This window comes from Pontibacter brevis, assembly GCF_054779655.1.
This window is the reverse complement of record NZ_BAAGXV010000005.1, coordinates 1-15,561: the sequence shown is the minus strand read 5'-3', so window position 1 is coordinate 15,561 and position 15,561 is coordinate 1. Positions and strand designations below refer to the sequence as shown.

Sequence of the window (15,561 nt, the reverse complement as noted above, 5' to 3'; positions counted from 1 at the left end):
AAGAACCTTGGTCAGACAGGAAAAGAAGGCTGATAATTACCTGGCATTCCTGCTGCTCGCGTGCATGAAGATAATGCTTAGGTATTTTTGAGATAGCTTCTAGTAAAGTGTTGGAAAATAATCCAATAGAACAAGCAGGGGGCAGTCAAATGAATGCCCCCTGCTTGTTTAACTTCATATGAAAAGTGAAAGCTGGATCTTCCTTACAAATCACAGTTTATACCACTTTATGTTTTGCAGCGGCGGCCGGCGGCCTGTGTTCTGGAGTGGGTAATTCTTAGCCAGGTAGTCCACTATAACTGCTTCATCTTTTCCTAAGTCCCATAATCCTTGGTTTTGCTGCATCCACCGGATGGTAGCAATCCAGCCGTCGCGGCTGGCACGTTTGTCTGTAATGAGCTTAGGCGAGTGGCAACTGACGCAGGTGCGTTTCACTACATCTAAACCGGGCGCTACAATCAAACCTGTCTGCTGGTCCAGGCTATCCGCAGGAACAGTGATGTTAATTTTCTGCAAGTCTGTTGAAGGCAAGCCTGAATGGGGACGGGACTGCCTGGTACCAGCCAACACCGTTACAGCCAGCACTGTTGAAGAAAGAGCCAGCATGACTTTACGACGGGTAAGGCAAAATGTCTTCAAACTCATAGGCATAAGCTTTGCAGAAATCAGATTTTTGATTTTGTAGATACTTTTATGCCGCACTGCTAGCTGATAGCCTCTACAGCAATGCGGTGGCAGGCATTGTTAAGGTAACCGCCAGGGTTCCAGGCGGGCACCAACATGGGCTGCATCACCCCTTTGCTGTCGGTTGCCCGTGCCCATACTTCGTAGTAACCTGCATCCGGTAATTTAATTTGTGTTTGCCACTGTTGCCAGCAGTTGCGGTTGCGGGCAGCCTTCAGTTCACATGCCTGCCAGGTAGCACCATAATCCCATGAAACATCTACGGCGGTAATTTGCCTGTCTCCGGCCCAGGCTTGGCCCCGAAGGGTGAGCGGCTTCTGAGCAGCAAACTGAGCGCCTGTTTTAGGATACGTTATCAGCGACTTCACTGGCATGGCTTCAATGATGCGCATATTGTCGTTTGTAGCAGCGATTTTAGCACCCGGTGCTACGGGGTGAATCGGTACCCGGTAACTGGAGCCGTTCATCTTCGGGCCATCGTGTACTTTATTCCGGATAGAGATACGGTTTACCCATTTTCCGCTGGTAGAGGCAGGCCACCCGCCGAAAACAAGGCGCAAAGGGTGCCCGTGAATCAGGGGGATGTCCTTCCCGTTCACAGCATAGGCCAGCAGGGCTTCGTCTTCCAGGGCTTTTCGCATGGGCACGCCCCTGGAAATAGGTACTTCGTTTTTCCCGCTCAGGTGGGTATCGGTGCCATAGTAAGCGAGGTAAACAGCATCTTTCTTCATGCCCGCTGCCTCCAGTAAGTCGCGCACGCGCACACCTGTCCATTCGCAACAGCCCACGCCGCCTGTCGTCCACTGATTGCCTTGTCCCGGTGGGTTAAATTCCGCCCGCCCGTTACCGCCGCACTCGTGCACCAGCTGGTAGGTATAGGGCTTGAATTTCTTCTTTAAATCTGCCAGGGTGAAAACAGCAGGCTTCTCAACCGACTCGCCATCAATGGTCAGCGTCCACTTTGTAACGTCAACAGCTACGGGAGGCAAGCCGTTATTACGGACAAAAAGCTTCTCTACAGGTGTTATTGCATCGTCAAGTAAATGCGCGGGTGTTTCAATATTCCAGGGCCTGTCGCTGAGCACCACCATTTCCGGATGTTTCTCCTTCAGGCTGAAGCCATTGGCCAACGTTAATCCCGCATGCTGTTTTGCAGCAGCACCTGCTTTAGCTAAAAAGAAAGTGTTGCCCATGGCCAGTCCAGCCAGGCCCAGGGCACCTTTAAGTAAAAAATGCCGGCGATTAGAGGGTGTATGCTGCTGCTGGTTGGCAGGTGCATTTGCTTTCGTATTCATGTTTTATCAGAAGTTTGGCGTATGAAACCACATGCGGCATTAATGTGCCGGGGTGGAACTCCTCCATCTAAATCTACAATTAACCTACTCCAATTACAAGCCATAAAGCGGCACCGGCCACAGCCACCCACAGCAGGGCCCCCTGTAGGAGCGGTTGCAGCCCTACCGCCAGCAGTACTTTCCGGGACAGTCCGGCTCCTATCAGGAACAAGGTTAGCGTTAAGCCAGCCCTGGCTGCCATGACCAGGTAAGGCGCGAAGTGCTGCACTACCGGAGCATACGTGTTCAGCACCAAAGCCAGTATAAACAGGAGTATAAAGTAAGGAACAGCTATTTTTCCTGCCTTCTTTTTATAGACAGTGGCAGAAATCAATGCCACCGGAACAATCCACAGAGCCCGCGCTAATTTCACGGTCGTAGCCACTTCCAAAGCTTCGGCGCCATATGTGCCGGCTGCCCCAACTACAGAACTGGTATCATGAATGGCAATGGCGCACCACAGGCCAAACTTGGTTTGAGATAAGTTCAGGTATTGCCCGATAACCGGAAAGAGAAACAAAGCCAGGGAGTTGAGAATGAACACAACACCCAGAGCCACAGATATCTGCTTTTCTTCTGCTTTAATAATGGGGGAGATGGCTGCAATGGCACTGCCGCCACAAATGGCTGTACCCGCTGTAATCAGGTGAGAGATTTTCTTTTCGATTTTCAGCCATTTTCCTAAAAAAGCACCTGTAACCAGTGTCCCTGCTATGGTGGCAACTGTAAAAAGAGCGCCTTCTCTGCCAGCCTGTAAGGCATTGTGTACGTTCATGCTGAACCCCAGCCCTACCACCGAAGCCTGTAGCAACACGTGCGTGGCTTTCTGGTTCAGGTGCAGAAAGGGATGCCCGATAAACTGCGCCACAATGAAGCCTAACAGCAAGGCCACGGGCGGGGAAATGAACGGCGTCAGGCACAACACGACCAGGATAATAAACAGCAGTTCACGAGTGGTGATGCTGCGATCCAGCAGTTCTTGTAGTTGTGCTTTGTTGATGAAATTCAAGGTCTCCGCTTTTTCCATTTTCAAAATCTCCGTCTGGAACTGACATGACAAATCTGGTGAAATAAGCTGCCGCAATCAAATCATAAAAAATGATGCGCTATTATTTTAAGTTATAATGGCGAAGGCAAAAGCGTTTGAACAACTCCGTTAAGCGGGAGGTTTGCCCATGCAGTTGCACAAATTGAAAGGTGCGTGAAATCGAAACTCCCCTGATATCTATTACCCGCAGTTCGTTCCGGATAAGCTCTTTGGCGATGGCATGCACCGACAGGAAGGCAAAGCAATCGGCGTGGAGCAGGTACTGCTTTATACTTTCCGTGTTTTCCAGCAGAATGTCAGGGTGCAGGTCTTTTGGATGCAGGTTTACTTTAGCCAGAGCTTTATAGACAACGTCCAGTGTGCCGGAGCCGGGTTCACGAAGAACCAGGGGCAGCGTTTTCAGTACTTCCGGTTTCACCTCTGCTACTGCTGCGGCTTTGTTCGTAGTTCGGGTCACCAGCACAATTTCATCTTTTAAAAACGGGGAGTACATCAGTTGCGGGTGATGCGAAACGCCTTCTACTACCCCCAAATCAATTTTTTCGGCGATAACCTGTTCTTCAATAAAACCTGTGTTGCCAGCCAGGAAAGAAAAGTGAACAGCCGGGTGCGCTGTATGGAAGGATGCCAGTACTTCCGGTAAAACATATTGCGCCAGGGTGGTGCTGGCACCAATCCGGACATGGCCACCTGCTGTTTCCTGCAGTTGAGCCAGTTCATTTTCCAGGGCTGTATAGGTCTGAAATATCTTCTCCGCATACTGCTTTAGAATGACGCCGGCAGGGGTGAGGCTAATGCTGTTGCCGTGCCGCTTGACCAGGGCAATGGCTAATTGTTGCTCAAGTTCTTTGATGTGCTTGGTTACAGCGGGTTGCGTGATGAATAGCTCCTGCGCTGCCCTGGTAAAGCTGAGCTTTTGGGCCACTTTATAAAAAACCTGTAGGCGGAAATCAAAGGTCATATATCAGAATCGTGGATGAGGATGGCTTTCTATAGCCCTAAGCTAAGAAAATATAGTGGGAGATGGGTTAGGAGAGAATGCACCAACACAAACCTGTGCGGGTACTGAAACAAAAATGCCAGCCGCTTTTGCAAGGGCTGGCATTTAAAGTACTTCAGTTATTCCTAGGGATTCAGGATTTTGCTGTCCACGTCAAAGGTCAAAGTTCCTCTGCCGGGCTTGCCATCATCTGATATTCCTTCGGCGATAACCCTGTAAGTGGTGTTGCGGTCGGCGGTAAAGAATGTTACCGTGGCCTTTCCACTGGCATCTGTTTTTACACTCGGGTTCCAGTAGATGGTAGTGCGCAGGTCGGGCTCATTGCCGCCTTCACCGGGCTGGTCGTAGCGAGGGCTATAGAATTCCCTTACTTTGCTATAACCTCTGGCCTGATGTACAATAATGTAAGTGCCAGGCTCTGCTACTGTTTCCTGTTCGCCACCACGCTGGGTGAAGAAGGCAATTACGCCACCGGAGGCGCGACCGCCATAGATACCTGCATTGGCGGCATTCTTCAACACTTCCACACGGCTGATGTCGAATGGATTCAGGCTTGAAAGCGAACTTTCTGAAACAGGCACACCATCTATCAGGTAAAGCGGTGGCTCCTGCTGGCCCCTGATGCTGGCCCGGAACTGGTTTTGCCCTAAACGAAACACCTGCAGGCCTGCTACACGCCCTTGCAGGCTTTCCAGGATATTACCAGATGGCGCAATGGGCAACTCCTTACGGTGTAAAACCACATCTGCTTTCTGGTGCAGCGAAAACGGCACATAAACATCTTCTTCACCCTGTATAGCTACTTCGGGAAGCAGGATACCTCTTAATGTATAGGCTTCGTCCATGTCAGTTCCAGCAAGAGCCTGCCGGCTGCTCGCCTGCACAAAATCCTGTTGTGTATGTGCTAACAGTGCATCCGACCATACTGCAGGAGCGGCAGGTGCCTGTGGCAGGTAAGAACTCTCATCCACCACTACCTGCAGGTGCTTACGCCTTCCCCTGGCGTCTGTCCCCTGGATCACCACATCGATGTTGCCCCTGAAGTCAAAGCCCCTAAAGGCAAATTCTCCCTGGCGGTTTGTTTCCGTTGTGATAAATGCCTGGTGCTGCCCTTGCAGGTACAGCAGCACTTCTCCGTTAGCAACAGGCTTGCCTTTGTTTGTTAAAAGCTTTCCCCGTATGGTCAGGTCCTTTTCTGCTGCATAAGGCACGGCAGGGAAGGTGCCTGATGTGGCTTGCTGCCAGCTGAACCGGCGCCAGCCCTGTGTCATGAGCAGGTACTGCAGTGCTTCTTTCCTTTGTGGGTCATTGCTTTCAAAGTAATAGCCAGGCTGCTCCACATGCCCTCGCAGGTCAGATGTCAGCAGCAGGTAGCTCTTGATACCGAGGCCATGCTCTTTTTGCTTTACCAACTCATCATCGGTTACAGCCAGCGAAAAGTCGGTGGCTACCGGCTTGCCGTCCTGGTTTTTTGCTTCCAGTTGTAGTGTCACGCGCTCTCTTCCGGCATATGATTCTTTGTCGGCTGTTACCGTTACATCAAGCCCATCCTGGTTATCCACGAACACAAGTCGTTCGGCTAGTGCCTCCCCATTGGTACGGGCTAAGTTGAAGCGGGCAATCCCGGTAGGAAACGCTCTTTTGGGTACTTCCAGCCGGAAAGTTTGTCCCGGCTCCAGTTGCATTGTTTGAGAGTATTGTAAAGCATCCTGGCTGATGCCGGTCAGCACCAACGCCTCCTGCTTGTTTTGGTTTCCTGCTACCGTTACCTGTAGGGCAGTACCATTGGCGGCTTCATCTACTCTCAGGACGTAACCTGTTGCCTTTGCCGCTGGCAAGGCATATTCCAGGTTTTTGCCATCCTGCGTTGTCACCCTGGCAACGTAGCTGCGGCCTGGCTGTGGCTGCAGTTCAAAGGCACCCATCCCGAGGTGCGTGTCCTTAAAATCTACCAGCTTTTGTCCCTGATTGTCAAAAACACTACCCGAAACGGCAATTCCTTTTCCCGCAGCACCTGTTGCTTTAAAAGCAATCCGGTTCGTAAGCCCCTGTACCATGTCACCTCCCTCAGGAAAGAACTGGAAGTCAACCTCCCTCGAAACGGCGGCTGCAGTTTCCTTCGTCGTGTCGGTGCCTGGACCCAATATGTTGATGGTTCTGATAAAGAAAGTGTCCTCACCGAAATTACGCATCCATTGGGTGTAGGCAGAAAGCCTGTAGGTGCCTGCTGGCAGCGTAGCTGGCAATATCATATCGCCTTTCGCTTTTCCGTTTTCTGCTTTCAGCGTAAGCCGGTGAACAGCTTCATTTTCTGCATTCAGCAAATCAACATAAAGCACCTGGCTTTTAGCAGATGGACGTAAGGTAGCAGCATCCACTACATATCCTTTCAGCCACATTGCCTGGCCCGGCGCATAATAAGGCTTGTCTAACTGCACGTATACCTTCTCAGGTGCATACTGCGCGCGGAGGGTGTCCAGGTAAGACGCCAGCCGCTGTGGTAAGTCAGCCTGCGGACTGACAAATGCCATTGATGCCAGCAGTAATACAGGCACAATGTATAGTAAATATCTATATTTAGCTCGATTCATATCTAAGTGTATTAATATTAGCCTTAGGCTTGTTCTCTTTGCATATAAAAGACAAAAACCATTCCTGAATATGGTATTGCTAGCTTTTTTCGTAAAGGTGCGGGCATTAATTTTTTGAGGGAATCTGACTTAAGTCCTAATGCCTGCATTGCAGCATTAGAATTTGTAAAAGGGCAACATGTAGCTTTTATCCTCTCCTCTGGTGGCGGTACCTTCTGTTTCGAACAAATACCCTGGCCGCGCTTCACTAAGAATAATCTTCCTCAAACTGGCAATTTGTGGCAGTTGAGCAGGGATCCGTGTCAGTTCCTCAGAAATTGTACAGGCTGACTTTACTTTTATACGTATTACCCTTGTGCATGATGTGTTAGCAGGAAGTAAAATGCATGGTAAAAGCTGCGCTGCATGCACATGAATAGCCTGTGTGGCTTCATTTGAAGGTGTAACTAGTAGCAAACTTAATTTTTTAGAGGATGGAAACGGGGAGAACATTGGACAGTTTTTTAGATACAAAGGATAAGAAGTTAGCCTTTTTCCAGAACATGGTTTTGGTAGCGATGGCTGACAAATACATAGATGAGAAGGAAAGTGATTTTCTTCTGTCGATAGGCCAGCAGTTAGATTTGTCTGCAGAGGATACCTTACCTATCACCGACAACCTCTCGTCGCTCTCTTTTATCATTCCGCAGGAGGGGCTTCAGAAAACGCTGGAGTTGCAGGCGCTGGTGATGATGGTGCTGCAGGATGGAGAAGTGGAAGAAAGGGAATATAACCTGTGCCTGGAATACACGCGGCAGATTGGCTACAGTAAGGAAATACTGGATGAGCTCATCTCCAAGTTAGGAAGTAAGGTTAGCTGAATGAGTAGAACACAAAAGCCCCGACCGCAAGGTCGGGGCTTTTGTGTTTTATGCACGAATGAGCAGGAGCATGTACTAGATGCAAAAACTCACCATTACTTACGTTCGGGCACCGTCCAGAAGTGAATGGTGGAACCGTCTACCTCAATTGTCTGATCGGGTTTCCAGTCACCCATATCAAAAGCGTGCGAAACAATGCGGGTACCGGGTTTTAGCTGCAGCAGTTTCGGTCGTAGCTGCATGTTTATCCGGGGCAGTAAGTAAAGTGTTATCACGGTGGCATTGCTTAGGTCCACGTCAAACAGGTTGCCCTTTACAAACCTGACCTTATCGGTGACATTCGCTTCCCGTGCATTGGCGTTAGCCTCGCTGATGCGTTCCGGATCTATGTCTACCCCAGTGCCGTTTGTGCCGTACTTTTTGGCAGCGGTAACCACAATGCGGCCGTCCCCGCAACCAAGGTCATATAAAATGTCATCTTTCTTCACGTTGGCAAGCTCCAGCATGGCATCTACCACCACCTGCCGGGTTGGCACATAGGGCACATCTAAATTCTGGGCCAGTGTTTCTCCGGTCTGCAGGCACAGTGCTGTGCAGATAGCCAGGACAAACGTACAGAGGGAATGCTTGATTACTTTCATCTTTTCAAATTAATATTAGAGATAACTTTCTGAAAAGGACAACATGCTGCCTGCTGCAACACCTTATTACAATTCGCCTATACCGTGAGGGTGACATCCCGGCAAAGGCAGTAAGGGGAGGGGCCTTGGTACCGGCTCCAGTTCCGGCTTTTAAACTCCTGTAATTACGAAGTGTATTGACATTCAGTTGTTTATTAGTGGTTTTTGAAGAAGCAGCAGTACACCCACCCCCATCACCCCGACTCCTACCAGGGCACCCAGCCCGGTGTAGACCAGGCTGGAATAAAATAAATAGGCGCTGGTAAGGCAAAAGATAAGGGGTGTAACCGGGTAGAAAGGAACAGGAAACGGGCGCTCCCGCTGCGGATGCTTCCTGCGCAAAACAAACAGCGCAACGCCCACCATAAACAGGAAGAACCAGAATACAGGGGCTGTGTATTCCACAATGGTTTCGAAGCCGTTCCGTGTAAAAAGCCCTAATGCTATCAAAGCTAACGAAACAGTGCCCTGCACCAGGAAAGCGTTTACAGGGGAGGAGGTTTTAGTATTCCACTTGCCCAGTGCACGGAAGAAACAGAAATCCCTGCCCAGGGCATAGTTGGTGCGGGCACCCGTAAAAATAGTGGCGTTGGCAGACGTTAGGGCCGCAACCGTTACAATAAGCCCAATCAGTACTACGCCACCCTCTCCAAAAGTCATCAGCATCAGGTCGCCTGCTACAGCCTGGGATGCAGACATGCCCTGGAGCCCGAGCACATGCAGGTAGGCAAGATTGATAAGTACATAGATAACCGTAATAATCAGAATACTCAAAATCAGCACTTTTACCATACCGCTGCGCCCGGCCTTCAGCTCTGCTGAGATGTAGGCTGCTTCGTTCCAACCTCCAAAAGTCAGCAACACAAAAACCATGGCTAACCCCAGTGATGGGGTTTGTGTAGAGGGAGCGACGGAGGGTGCTTCTGCTGCCGACGGAAAAAGAAAGGCAGCCACCAGGATAAGGAGGATGCCCAGCGTTTCCAGCGCAATCAGCAGCTTTTGTGCGGCTGTGCCGGCACTTACACCCAGGATGTTGATGCCAGTCAGGGTTATTACCACCAGCACCGCATACAAGGCAGAAGTGTATGCGCCAAAGCTGTAAATCTGTGCCAGGTAATCCCCGATAATAAAAGCCAGCAGCGCGATGGAGCCTGTCTGGATCACACTCATCCGTGCCCATGCAAACAAAAAGGAAAGGCGCCTGCCGAATGCCTGTTTTAAAAAGTGGTAGTCGCCGCCGGTGTGGGGGTAAGTGGTAGTTAACTCAGCATAACATAGCGCACCTATCAGCGAGACAACCCCACCCAGGATCCAGGTCAGCAGGAACCAGGTACTGCTCCCGGTATTGGCTGCCACCAGCGAGGGTGTCCGGAATATACCTGCCCCTACCACAATACCTACAATCACGGCTACTGCATCCACTATGCCCAGGGCGGCTTTGGGTTCACCGCCTCTGCCCCCTTCTGGCTGAGCCACAGGTGCCTCCTGGAGAGTTTCACCTGCTTTCAAGTTTTTTTTCTCATGCATGCGCGTCGTAGAGTGCTGAGTTATTGCTTACGTTGGAGGTACTTGCTTGTTGATGAGGGGTTGCTTTATCCTTTTAATTGTCAACTGATTAGGGTTTTAATTTGAAGCAGCCTGGCAGTGGGCCTGCCGTAACCTGCAGGAGGGGAAGCAGCGAAAACAGGGGCGGATCTGGTATAGCCCTCTGTTCTTCCCGAAGATACTGTTCCGGGCAATATATCCCGGGGCCAGGGAGTTATTTTTATAGCTGGCGTTTGAATTTATCCTTCCCCGGGTCTTCCTCCTGAAAGTTAGGACAACAGATTACATCAGAATAATGTAGAGTAGATATAAAGCTTTGCTATGGGCTGGAACGCTTGCATCCGCTGTTTGAGAAGATCGTGTAATGGCATCTTTACGTTTAGGGTAAGTAACCGAATTTTTTTAATGACTGAACAATGGACGTTCTAAAGAGAAACAATGTAAATGTGAGTGGTACCGGCGAAAAAGCAATGGTCTTTGCACATGGCTTTGGATGCGACCAGAACATGTGGCGGTTTATTACGCCTGCTTTCAAAAATGAGTATAAAATCGTGCTATATGACCATGTGGGTGCCGGTAAATCAGACAGTTCTGCCTACAGCAAAATGAAGTACGAAACCCTGCAGGGGTATGCAGATGATCTGCTCGAGATTTACGAGGCTCTTGAACTGCAGCAAACGATTTTCGTTGGCCACTCTGTAAGCTCCATGATAGGCGCACTTGCCGCCATCAAAGCACCAGATCGCTTCGAGAAGTTAGTGATGATTGGGCCGTCTCCCTGTTACATTAACAGCGACGGTTACAAAGGTGGTTTCTCCAGGGAAGATATAGAGGAGCTGCTGGAGTCGCTGGACAGCAACTACCTGGGGTGGTCTGCTGCCATGGCCCCCGCTATTATGGGCAACCCTGATAAACCGGAGCTGGGAGAGGAGCTTACGAACAGCTTCTGCCAGACAAACCCTGATATTGCCCGACATTTTGCGCATACTACTTTTCTTTCTGATAACCGCGCTGATATCAAAGAGTTGCAAACCAAAACTCTCATCCTGCAGTGTTCTCAGGACGTGATTGCGCCACTGGAGGTGGGGGAGTATGTGCACCAGAATATTAAGAACAGCCAGATGATTGTGCTGAAGGCCACCGGCCATTGCCCCAACCTGAGTGCCCCTGAAGAAACGATAGCAGCCATTAAATCATTCTTATAGCATAATAGGCAATGGGAAAAGCAGATGACATGAACGGGGTGGAAATCAGAAAGCTGATAGAGGAAAGTGCTGAAGACCTTTATGAGAATGCGCCGTGCGGCTATCTCTCCACACTGCCTGATGGTACCATTGTAAAAGTTAATAAAACGTTCCTGAACTGGCTGGGCTATGCGGGCGAAGATCTCCTTTATCAGCGGAAATTCCAGGACCTGCTGCCTGTAGGCGGCAGAATATATTATGAAACGCATTTCGAGCCTTTGCTTCGGATGCAGGGATTTGTAAACGAAGTGAACTTCGACCTCAGGGCCCGGCGTAGAAAGCTGTTGCCCGTGCTGGTTAACTCCGTTCAGATCAAAGGAGAAGACAAGAAGCCGCTTCTTAACCGCACCACCGTCTTCAACATCACAGATCGCAGGAAGTATGAGCAGGAGTTGCTGCGGGCCAAAAAGGCGGCAGAGGAAGCCACCCGGGTAAAGGCAGAGTTCCTCTCCACTGTCAGCCATGAGATACGTACCCCGATGAATGCCATTATCAGCATAGCCAACCTGCTGCAGGGCATGCAGCACACCGAAGAGCAGGCAACATATTTCAGAACCCTGAAGCTGTCGGCCGATAACCTGCTTCATCTCATCAACGACATCCTGGACTACAGCAAAATAGAAGCTGGCAGGGTGGAGCTGGCAGAAAAGAACGTGAACCTGCACGAATTGATACACTCCCTGCTCTGGGGTGTGCATATTACCGCAGAAGAAAAAGGACTCGAACTTAAAGTGGAGCTGGATGAGAAACTGCCGGCATACGTTATCGGTGATCCTGTTAAAATAGGGCAGGTGCTCACCAACCTGCTCAGCAACGCCATCAAATTTACCGAAAACGGCCACGTGCTGCTCCGGGTGCAGGTACTGGAAAAAACAGCCAAGGATGTGTCCCTTGCCTTCAGCGTGGTTGACACAGGTATCGGGATTCCGCAGGACAAGCTTGACAAAGTATTCAAGGAGTTTACCCAGGCCGACTACGAAATAAACCTGAAGTACGGCGGTACAGGACTTGGGCTCACAATCAGCCAGAAGTTGCTGGCCCTGTACGGCAGCAGGCTTACGGTAGAGAGCGAGGAAGGAAAGGGGGCAGCCTTCACTTTTAACCTTCGCCTTAAGTTAGGGGAAGAACCAGCACCCTCCGCCAACAAAGAATTTACCGGGCAGGAACAGGCTACCCCTATACAGGGTGTAAAGCTTTTGCTGGTAGACGACAATGCCGTGAACGTGATGGTTGTCTCCAAGTACCTTGAAAAATGGGGTGCTCACGTGGATGTAGCCAGAACTGGCCTGGAGGCAATAGAGAAGGTGATGTGCAAGAGTTATGAGCTGGTGCTGATGGACCTCCAGATGCCAGGGATGGATGGCTACGAGACTACCTCTAAAATAAGAACCCTGGGCGAGAAATACACCCAATTGCCCGTAATTGCTCTGTCAGCTTCTGCCTCATTTGATTATGAAGAACGGATGGTGGTAGCAGGTATAAACGATTTTGTGAGCAAGCCTTTCAAACCAGCTGAACTGCAATCTAAAATCTACCAGTATACCCGCGCTGCTGCGCAGGAACAAAACAATGCAGTAGCAGCGGAAGAGAACGCAGCGCCTGTATGGCAGCCTGAACTGCATAGTTCGGCGGATCCGGCTTTTACGCTCGAAAACTTCGAAGAGCTACTGGAGGGGAACCAGGATGACCTGGAAGAGCTGGTCCGGATGACGATCCGCAACTTCGAGAACTACAAAAAAGAGTTTGAAACAGCACTTCTTTTCCGACAACTAAAAGATTACAGGGCTAGCAGCCATAAAATCAAGACTACCGTAGAGCTCCTGCGTGCAGGCAGACTTCAGAATGCCATCACCAAAGGCAGGGACCTGCTGGAAGCGGGTACCGGAGACGAGCGCCTGCTGGCAGAGGTTTGCCAGGAAGTGAAGCGGGAGCTGCAAGCTGTTATCCTGGGCCTGAAGGAATCTCTCCTTAGCAGATGGCACCGCACAGGCCCTGACGAGAAGGACAATCCTGGAGAAACAGGGTAAAATGGTATCAAACAAAGAGGAGCGGCTTTATTCGCAATGCTCAGTTGATGATTGTATAAACCACTACTTTCAGACAGGATAATTAAATATAAAGGCCAGGGGTGGTGTACTACCCCTGGCCTTTATCTTCTGAACCAATTCTTAATATTTTATTCTTAATATCTTTCCTTCAGCCAGGTTTGTTACATAGGCTGTTCTTGCCCCGGTCAGTTCCATGTCGGAAGCAAAGCTAAGACCAGCGTGTAAAACATCGTCTGGTCCATCTGTTGCCTGCATGATTTTTCCCGTGCCCGGAATCCAGCCTTCTTGTCCGAACTCACTGAACTGCAAAACAAGCGGCATCCTGTGTATATCCAGTTCTACATCCACAAGCGTTGTAAAGCCCTCCTGGAAAACAGATACTTCACCCTCTGTGTCAACTTCATAAACTTTTGCTTCTCCCTCCGGAAAAGGAAAACCCGTAAGCGTGGAAACGAGAAAGCGGTTTTGATCAAACACAATACCAGTGGGTACAGCATGAATGAAAGGTGGGCCTATCTGCGTAGGGTTTGCTATAGAAGGAAACTCTGCAAAAATGCTTAGCTCTGTTGTCTGGGCATCGCGGCGAAGGACAGCGTTTGCCGCTGCATCTACAAGAAACAGATCTCCATTTGGTCCTTTCGTTAATTTGTACAGGTTGGACTCATGAAAGCCTTCCCCAAGCACAAAGCTTCCTACCTCCTGGTATGCCAGTTCACTTGCCTGAAGAGGGGCGGCACCTGGTACATAGTTTGAAACATCAGCCCAGTAAAGCCTTCCTTCTGCACCATGCGTAATCCAGAGGGTGCCGTTGTCATACATTAGATGGTTTACGCCAGATGGGTTTCCTTCCGGATCGATGACGGAGACAAACCCTTCAATGACGGTATGCACATTTCCTGTTGGAGTGATAACGGATACATGCCCGTCGTTCATGCCTGTTCCGGCTTCAGTGACCCAAAGCCTGTTGTATCTGTCCAGTTCCAGCCCAACTGGGGTAGCCAGCCCTGTTGCGAATTCTCTTGCACCCGGTTTGTTTGGGTCCACCTCGTCCAGGTAGTCCTGGATGTGCTCGCAGGAGCTGAAAAGAAAAACCAGTGGAATTGCGAAAAAGAGGGGAGTCAGTTTTCTCATAGCCAAATAGTTAAGTTAAGAAGGTTATGATTCACTTAACGAGATAAAAAACAGGATGTTTAGAATAATCACATTTAATAAACAAATAATTAAATTCATTTGGTGGTCAGAAACCGGTGCAGGCTGCAGGGCCAACCCTATAATTGTTCCTGGTTTAAGTTTATCAGGCTTAGGGCAGTGCCTGTTCTGGTGTGATAGCGGAGACCGAAGCCTGCCAGGCCCGTCCCCTGCTGGAGCAGGGGATAGAGAGCTACACGCACTTGATGAGCCACTCGCTGTAAAAAATCACGAGCTCACTAAACAATCTTCAGAATAATGTTATATTAGCTAAACTATATTTTAATACGATGTGCTCCGGAACACAGGCAGGAGGAAGGATAACCGCCCGGACATTACCAGCTAATCGTGCACCTAAAAGAATATTAGAATTAAATGGATTTCAACTTGTCGGAATAGTCTATGACGATGAAGATGGTAAGGTACTGGAATGGATATTTAAAAAAGCAGTACCTCACAACAGAAAATAAATCAAGGGCTGTAACAAATCCCTGTCATAGACTTATAGAAGAGATACCTTATAACTAGCAAAAAGCGGGGGTGTGAACCTTTGGCTGTAAATACAATAAAAAAATGAGAGCTTTTAGATTGACAGTTTGGATAAGCATTACCCTGTTCTTTATCTCATGTAAAGACGACGCTGTAAGACCAGCCGATTTGACTGGTGATTGGCAATCGGAGGAAATTTATGTAAATGGACAGCTTCAGCAGGACATGAGTACTTCTACATGGCTCCTTCTGAAAAAGGACAATCTTTTCCAAAGAAACTATGTGGTAGGAACATGGTCATTTAATAAGAAATATCTTGAGCTAACTCCTAATGAAGATTCATCTCTTCAGCCGTTGCAATATGAAGTCACCAATTTTTCAGATAATTCTTTAACCCTGGAAATAACTTTAACTGAAAGAGAGTATCCAAAGGACTTCGAAGGAGTAGAGGCGGATGAGCTGATTACTGTAATTGAAAAGTATAGTAAGAAATAGACAGCCAATGGCAGCAGTCAAACGAAAACCACTCAAATAAATGCGTTTAAATAATCCAGCCATTCCCTCCTGCGAGATGGGTTATCATAAAGCCATACGACTACTTTCAGAATGGCTATAGCTAGGTCGTGTTGACAATTAATGAATGATTTTGTTTTACTGTTGTTTAAGTTTCAAAAAGCTTATGCGACGTTACGAAATCAGCGACTATGACTGGCAACGCCTGTCTTCCCTATGAGCTCCTCCCATATTTAGGGCCGGTCAAAAGTAGAGAATTCGGGTTTCACTATATTCTTTTTTACCCACTCTTCCGGCGTTATGTCACCTAATGAACTGTGTGGCCGGAAGCAGTTGT

12 protein-coding genes are annotated in these 15,561 nt (G+C 49.1%); 4 read left to right on the top strand and 8 right to left on the bottom strand.

Going from position 1 to position 15,561, the window contains the following annotated elements; translation table 11 throughout:
* Positions 1-210 precede the first annotated feature (210 nt).
* The 5 genes from ACYVB1_RS00795 to ACYVB1_RS00775 all read right to left on the bottom strand — a co-directional run bounded on the left by ACYVB1_RS00795 (position 211) and on the right by ACYVB1_RS00775 (position 6,597).
* Positions 211-645, bottom strand: a complete 435-nt coding sequence (locus ACYVB1_RS00795; RefSeq protein ID WP_460919498.1) for a hypothetical protein — start codon at positions 643-645, stop codon at positions 211-213.
* A 59-nt stretch (positions 646-704) separates the two neighbouring features.
* Positions 705-1,979 (bottom strand): sulfite oxidase, encoded by a 1,275-nt coding sequence (locus tag ACYVB1_RS00790; RefSeq protein ID WP_460919496.1) that lies wholly within the window; start codon positions 1,977-1,979, stop codon positions 705-707.
* 79 nt (positions 1,980-2,058) lie between these two features.
* On the bottom strand, positions 2,059-3,045 hold the full coding sequence (locus ACYVB1_RS00785) for a YeiH family protein (protein WP_460919494.1): 987 nt from the start codon (positions 3,043-3,045) through the stop codon (positions 2,059-2,061).
* Between the two features lie 82 nt (positions 3,046-3,127).
* On the bottom strand, positions 3,128-4,027 hold the full coding sequence (locus ACYVB1_RS00780) for a LysR substrate-binding domain-containing protein (RefSeq protein WP_460919492.1): 900 nt from the start codon (positions 4,025-4,027) through the stop codon (positions 3,128-3,130).
* A 164-nt stretch (positions 4,028-4,191) separates the two neighbouring features.
* Positions 4,192-6,597, bottom strand: a complete 2,406-nt coding sequence (locus ACYVB1_RS00775; RefSeq protein ID WP_460919490.1) for a TonB-dependent receptor plug domain-containing protein — start codon at positions 6,595-6,597, stop codon at positions 4,192-4,194.
* Positions 6,598-7,214: 617 nt separating this feature from the next.
* Here ACYVB1_RS00775 and ACYVB1_RS00770 point away from each other — a divergent pair.
* On the top strand, positions 7,215-7,517 hold the full coding sequence (locus ACYVB1_RS00770; RefSeq protein WP_460919488.1) for a hypothetical protein: 303 nt from the start codon (positions 7,215-7,217) through the stop codon (positions 7,515-7,517).
* A 95-nt stretch (positions 7,518-7,612) separates the two neighbouring features.
* Here ACYVB1_RS00770 and ACYVB1_RS00765 read toward each other — a convergent pair whose 3' ends face one another.
* Together ACYVB1_RS00765 and ACYVB1_RS00760 are read right to left on the bottom strand one after the other, a co-directional pair.
* On the bottom strand, positions 7,613-8,158 hold the full coding sequence (locus tag ACYVB1_RS00765; protein WP_460919486.1) for an SAM-dependent methyltransferase: 546 nt from the start codon (positions 8,156-8,158) through the stop codon (positions 7,613-7,615).
* 183 nt (positions 8,159-8,341) lie between these two features.
* Positions 8,342-9,724: an APC family permease gene (locus ACYVB1_RS00760; protein ID WP_460919484.1), complete on the bottom strand. Its 1,383-nt coding sequence runs from the start codon at positions 9,722-9,724 to the stop codon at positions 8,342-8,344.
* A gap of 434 nt (positions 9,725-10,158) precedes the next feature.
* Here ACYVB1_RS00760 and ACYVB1_RS00755 point away from each other — a divergent pair, with 434 nt between their 5' ends.
* Positions 10,159-10,947, top strand: a complete 789-nt coding sequence (locus ACYVB1_RS00755) for an alpha/beta fold hydrolase (protein WP_460919482.1) — start codon at positions 10,159-10,161, stop codon at positions 10,945-10,947.
* 11 nt (positions 10,948-10,958) lie between these two features.
* Entirely contained in the window at positions 10,959-13,013 is a 2,055-nt protein-coding gene (locus tag ACYVB1_RS00750; protein ID WP_460919480.1) for a PAS domain-containing hybrid sensor histidine kinase/response regulator, read from the top strand.
* A gap of 141 nt (positions 13,014-13,154) precedes the next feature.
* Here ACYVB1_RS00750 and ACYVB1_RS00745 read toward each other — a convergent pair whose 3' ends face one another.
* Positions 13,155-14,165, bottom strand: coding sequence for a ScyD/ScyE family protein (locus ACYVB1_RS00745; RefSeq protein WP_460919478.1), 1,011 nt, complete (start codon positions 14,163-14,165; stop codon positions 13,155-13,157).
* 630 nt (positions 14,166-14,795) lie between these two features.
* Here ACYVB1_RS00745 and ACYVB1_RS00740 point away from each other — a divergent pair.
* A complete protein-coding gene (locus tag ACYVB1_RS00740) occupies positions 14,796-15,206 on the top strand; it encodes a hypothetical protein (protein WP_460919476.1) in 411 nt (136 codons plus the stop codon).
* Positions 15,207-15,561 lie beyond the last annotated feature (355 nt).

Coding starts and splice junctions, on each gene's coding strand:
- ACYVB1_RS00770 (WP_460919488.1), top strand. CDS start 7,215: ATGGCTGACAAATACATAGATGAGAAGGAAAGTGATTTTCTTCTGTCG.
- ACYVB1_RS00775 (WP_460919490.1), bottom strand. CDS start 6,597: ATGGCATTTGTCAGTCCGCAGGCTGACTTACCACAGCGGCTGGCGTCT.
- ACYVB1_RS00745 (WP_460919478.1), bottom strand. CDS start 14,165: ATGAGAAAACTGACTCCCCTCTTTTTCGCAATTCCACTGGTTTTTCTT.
- ACYVB1_RS00740 (WP_460919476.1), top strand. CDS start 14,796: ATGAGAGCTTTTAGATTGACAGTTTGGATAAGCATTACCCTGTTCTTT.
- ACYVB1_RS00755 (WP_460919482.1), top strand. CDS start 10,159: ATGGACGTTCTAAAGAGAAACAATGTAAATGTGAGTGGTACCGGCGAA.
- ACYVB1_RS00795 (WP_460919498.1), bottom strand. CDS start 645: ATGAGTTTGAAGACATTTTGCCTTACCCGTCGTAAAGTCATGCTGGCT.
- ACYVB1_RS00750 (WP_460919480.1), top strand. CDS start 10,959: ATGGGAAAAGCAGATGACATGAACGGGGTGGAAATCAGAAAGCTGATA.
- ACYVB1_RS00765 (WP_460919486.1), bottom strand. CDS start 8,158: ATGAAAGTAATCAAGCATTCCCTCTGTACGTTTGTCCTGGCTATCTGC.
- ACYVB1_RS00785 (WP_460919494.1), bottom strand. CDS start 3,045: ATGGAAAAAGCGGAGACCTTGAATTTCATCAACAAAGCACAACTACAA.
- ACYVB1_RS00760 (WP_460919484.1), bottom strand. CDS start 9,724: ATGCATGAGAAAAAAAACTTGAAAGCAGGTGAAACTCTCCAGGAGGCA.
- ACYVB1_RS00790 (WP_460919496.1), bottom strand. CDS start 1,979: ATGAATACGAAAGCAAATGCACCTGCCAACCAGCAGCAGCATACACCC.
- ACYVB1_RS00780 (WP_460919492.1), bottom strand. CDS start 4,027: ATGACCTTTGATTTCCGCCTACAGGTTTTTTATAAAGTGGCCCAAAAG.